The following is a 4,890-nucleotide window of genomic DNA, read 5'->3' as shown; positions in this document are numbered from 1 at the left end:
GCTTGTTTATATATATTTTCTATAGTTTTTGAATATTTTTCATAAGAAAAGCAAGGAAAATGATTATTCCAAGCCTTTTTAATTAATTTTTTTGTTGCAATTTTTCTTATATAAATTTTAAATAAATCAAAACCTATAAAAATACAAGAAGTTACAATAATTGAACTGACAATACTTACATGAAAATCAAGCAAGGTTAAAAAATAATGTGTTGCTAAAAGTAAAGGAAGTAGAATAAAAGCACATAAAACTCCATAATAACAATAGCAATTTAAATTTTTTATTTTATAATTTAACTTCGAACAATCGACCATTATATCTTCATTAAATAAAATATTAGCTTCTAATAAATCTTTAAAAAGCACTGGTTGCTCTGAAACCTTAAAAAGAAAATTAAAACTAAATTGTTTAAATTTATTCATAAATATAAGCCTTATTTTAGCCGAAAATTTAAATTTTGGAATTATAGTATTTTTAAAATTAATTATCAATTTAAACTATAATTTTTACTAGATTTATAAAAATTTTTATATTTTTAACGAATTATTAAGTCTTTATCTAGGTTTTTTTATTATAATTAGTTTTTTAAATATAGTTATTAAGGATAAATAGTGCTTCTTACAAAAGCTAGTGAATATGCTTTACTTTCTTTAATTTATATTTCTCGTCAAAACAAATCGCAAGATGTAGATCATATGTCTAATGAACTTAATATTCCAAAAAGTTTTTTGGCTAAAATTCTTCAAACTTTAGCAAAAGATGGACTTTTACACTCTTTTAAGGGTGCTAAAGGTGGATTTAGTCTTTCTAAAAATCCAAAAGAATATACACTTAAAGAAATTATAAATAGCGTTGAAAAAAAAGAAATAAGTGTATTTGATTGTAGTGGAGGGATCTGTCCTAATAATAAAGAAGAAAATTGTTTTTTAATGCCTATACTTGTAAAACTTCAAAATAAAGTTGATAATTTTTTAGAATCTATTACTTTAGCAAGTATTATAGAAGATAATGGCAAAAAATAAAATTATAGATCTTGTTTTTCCTTTTTTGGGTCCTTTAATAGGTCCCATTGTTAAAGCCAAAAGTCTTACTATTGTTGGTTTTATAGTTTGTATTTTAGCAATTATCATAGTTCCATTACCAGGGCCAATACTCGATTTTTTCTTAGCCTTAAGTATTGCTTTATCTGTATTAATTATTTTAATATCAATTTACATTCCAAAACCCACAGATTTAACAACATTTCCAACCCTTATTCTAATCATTACTCTTTTTAGACTCTCCTTAAATATTGCAACAACACGTATGATTTTAAGTGAAGGTCAAAAAGGTCCAGAAGCTGTAAGCGAGATTATAGCTGCTTTTGGAGAATTTGTTGTTGGCGGAAATTATGTTATAGGTGTGATTGTTTTTTGTATTTTAGTTTTAATAAATTTTATGGTTGTAACCAAAGGAAGTACAAGAGTATCAGAAGTACAAGCAAGATTTACTCTTGATGCTATGCCAGGAAAACAAATGGCTATTGATGCTGATTTAAATGCAGGACTCATTGATGAACAAACTGCTAGAGCAAGAAGACAAGAAGTTATTGCAGAAGCAAATTTTTATGGAGCTATGGATGGTTCTTCTAAATTTATAAAAGGAGATGCTGTAGCTGGAATTATAATCACAATTATAAATTTAATAGGTGGTTTTTTAATCGGCTCTTTTCAGCATGATTTGTCTTTATCGCAAGCAGCTTCAACTTATACAATTTTAACTATAGGAGATGGACTTGTTTCTCAAATTCCAGGACTTATCACTTCAACTGCTACTGCAATTATTATTACACGTGCAAGTAAAGATGAAGATAATTTTGCAGAAGGAACCCTTAATCAACTTTTAAGCGAGTATCGAACACTTTTAATTGTTGGTTTTGTTCTTTTTATTTTTGCTTTAGTTCCAGGTTTGCCTCATTTTTCTTTGGGATTTATGGCATTTGTGTTTTTAGGGCTTGGATATTTAACAAAACAAGTTAAAGAAGGAAAAATCGATGTAAAAGTAGGCAAAAAATCAGTTGCAAATACAGCAAATAACACAAATTCAACCCCAGTAGCAACACCTAAAAAAAGCGAGGAAGAGATTATCAAAGAAGAAGAACATAAAATTAATGATATTTTAAAAGTAGAAATTCTAGAACTTGAACTTGGATATGGTCTTATAAAACTTGCTGAAAATGAGCTAACAGAAAGAATTAGATCTATGAGACGTAATATTGCTCAAACTTTAGGTTTTTTAATGCCCAAAATTAGAATTAGAGATAATTTGCAACTAAAGCCTAATGAATATAATTTTAAACTTAAAGGCGTGCCTATAGCTAGTGCAGAAATTTATCCTGATAAATATTTAGCTATGGATAGTGGTTTTATAACAGAAGAAGTTGAAGGTATAGCCACAAAAGAACCAGCTTTTAATTCTGATGCACTTTGGATTGATGCGAGTTTAAAAGATGAAGCAACTTTAAATGGTTATATAGTTATTGATCCAGCTAGTGTTATTTCAACGCATATGAGTGAATTGATAAAAGCTCACGCATCAGAACTTCTTACAAGACAAGAGGTACAAAATTTACTTGAAAAACTTAAAAACGATTATCCTGCTATTGTTGAAAGTGCTTTATCTTTAGTTCCTGTAAGCTTAATACAAAAAGTTCTTAAAGATTTATTAAGAAATCAAATTCCAATCAAAGATATGCTTACCATTTTAGAATCAATGAGCGATATTGCAGAGGTTAGCAAAAGTTTTGATATGATTATAGAGCACGTAAGAGCATCTTTAGCTAGAATGATAACAAATATGTATCTTGATGATAAAGGAAATTTGGATATTTTTATTTTAGACTCAGCTACATCTAGCATTTTAATGGAAAATGTTCAATTTAGAGATGGAGGCTATCATTTACCTCTAAGCGTAGCTCAAACGGGTGCTTTAGTGGACACTTTAAGATCTGAAGTTGCTACAGTGGCTAATGGACGTATTAAACCGTTTATATTATGCGTTGAGCCACAACTTAGAAAATTTATAGCTGATATTTGCTTTAATTTTAATATTAATATTATTGTTTTAAGTTTCGCAGAAATTGCTGAAAATACTAATTTTAATACAGAAGGTATTATTAAAATAGAACTTTAAGGAAAATAATGAAAATTTATCATCTCTCTCATACAGACTTAGATGGTTATACGTGTCAATTTATTGTTAATTTTTATTTTAAAAATGTAATTTTTTACAATTCTAATTATGGAAAAGAAATAAATGATAATTTTAGTAATATTATAAAAGATATACAAGATACAAGAAAAGAAAATGAAAAGATACTCTTACTTATCACTGATTTAAATTTAACCCTTTCTCAATGTAAAGAATTTGATGAAGTATGCAAAGAAAAAGATATTAAAATTTTATTATTAGATCATCATCAAAGTGGTTTAGAATGTATGCAGAAATACTCTTGGTATTTTTTAGATAGTTCAAGATGTGCTGCAAAAATTGTTTATGATTTTTTTAGTAAAATTTGTTTCAATGATCAAAAAATGAAAGATTTTATCGATATAGTAAATGCTGTTGATATTTGGCTTAGTAAAGATAAAGATTTTGAACTTGGTAAAGTTTGTTTAGGTCTTATTGCAAACGCAAAAGAAATTAATCGTGTAATGTTTAAAAAGGAACACACTTCTTATATGTTTTATCTTTTAGATCGTGCAAAAACTTTTATACAAAAAGAGAGATCTTATATTTTGCTTGATAATGCTTTGCATTTTATTAAAAAAGATTATTTTACAAAAGAATATGATGATACTTTAGCAAATTTAGTTTCTAAATTCATTGTTGAAAAACTACAAAATCACAAAGAAGATTTTACTATTTTTTATGAAAATCATAAAGGACTTTTGACTTCAAATATAGGTAATACTTCAATAATAGGCAATGAATTTTTAATTAATAATTTAGACTATGATTTTTTTCTTGATATTAGTTCAAAAAAAACTTTAAGTATTAGAGCAAACGGAAATTTAGATGTAAGCTTAATGGCCAAAAAATTAGTCGGTGGGGGAGGGCATAAAAATGCTAGCGGTGGATTATTTGCTAATTTTAAAGATAGTACAAATTATAATTATATCAAAGCTCAATTTATAGATTTAATTAAAAGTAAAGCAATTAAAAAGGAAGAAAATGTACAAAAATGATAAAGAACAAGAAATAAAAGATTTAACTTATGAGCTTAATGTTGTTTTAGAAGCAATGCTTTTATATGCTGGAGTAAAAAGAAATAAACTTGAGGAAGCAATTGAAATTTATATAGAAAATATTGATACAATTTTAGAGCATTCTACTAAAGAGGGGGTAGATGAAATTTTGGAAGTTGTTGAATATATTAGAGAACATTATAAGCAACTTTTTATATAATGAAACATCTAATAATTTTAATTTTATCTTATAATTTTATTTTTGCTAATATTTATGAAACTCTAAATGATTTTGCTTATGATAAAAAACCTAATAAAAATATTAGCATTAAAAAAGCAGAGATTTTAAGTTTTTATGACAATAAAAATCCTTGTATTCAACTCTTAATTACAGACAACGAGGTAAGCATTTTAAAAACATTTGATTCTTGTAAAAAATTAAACAATGCCACTTTTTTGGAATTTTTAAATAAAGACTTTCTTTCTCTTTATCAAGATAAACAACTTACACTAAAAAAAGAATTTAAAAATCTAAAAAATGCCATGCAAGATATTATGATTTATTACAAATTACATTACTCATTTTCTAAAGATATCAAGGATATGAGTAAAAATCAAAATTTAACTATTTTAAATATAGATGAAAAAGAAGGTGGTGTTTTAT

At 26.1% G+C, this 4,890-nt stretch carries 6 protein-coding genes; 5 read left to right on the top strand and 1 reads right to left on the bottom strand.

The window, feature by feature from the left end; all coding sequences use genetic code 11:
• On the bottom strand, positions 1-422 hold a 422-nt coding region (locus JG677_RS07060; protein ID WP_200285951.1), incomplete at its 3' end, for a hypothetical protein.
• Positions 423-611: 189 nt separating this feature from the next.
• On the opposite strand from JG677_RS07060, the gene JG677_RS07055 reads away from it, so the two are divergent.
• The 5 genes from JG677_RS07055 to JG677_RS07035 form a co-directional block, all read left to right on the top strand.
• A complete protein-coding gene (locus JG677_RS07055; protein ID WP_200285949.1) occupies positions 612-1,022 on the top strand; it encodes an Rrf2 family transcriptional regulator in 411 nt (136 codons plus the stop codon).
• Complete coding sequence (gene flhA / locus JG677_RS07050; RefSeq protein ID WP_200285947.1) at positions 1,009-3,171, top strand: flagellar biosynthesis protein FlhA; 2,163 nt, start codon at positions 1,009-1,011, stop codon at positions 3,169-3,171. Before JG677_RS07055 ends, flhA begins: the two co-directional genes overlap by 14 nt.
• Positions 3,172-3,179: 8 nt before the next feature.
• Positions 3,180-4,226 carry a DHH family phosphoesterase gene (locus JG677_RS07045; protein WP_200285945.1) on the top strand — a complete coding sequence of 349 codons (1,047 nt, stop codon included), beginning with the start codon at positions 3,180-3,182 and terminating at the stop codon, positions 4,224-4,226.
• On the top strand, positions 4,213-4,446 hold the full coding sequence (locus tag JG677_RS07040; RefSeq protein ID WP_200169009.1) for a hypothetical protein: 234 nt from the start codon (positions 4,213-4,215) through the stop codon (positions 4,444-4,446). Before JG677_RS07045 ends, JG677_RS07040 begins: the two co-directional genes overlap by 14 nt.
• Positions 4,446-4,890: hypothetical protein (locus tag JG677_RS07035; RefSeq protein WP_200285943.1), on the top strand; the 445-nt coding region annotated here is incomplete at its 3' end. The genes JG677_RS07040 and JG677_RS07035, both read left to right, overlap by 1 nt.

The organism is Campylobacter sp. TTU-622 (genome assembly GCF_016598965.1).
Taxonomy (GTDB): Bacteria; Campylobacterota; Campylobacteria; order Campylobacterales; family Campylobacteraceae; genus Campylobacter_D.
Note: the sequence above shows the minus strand (reverse complement) of the source record. Positions and strands in the feature narration are given on the sequence as shown.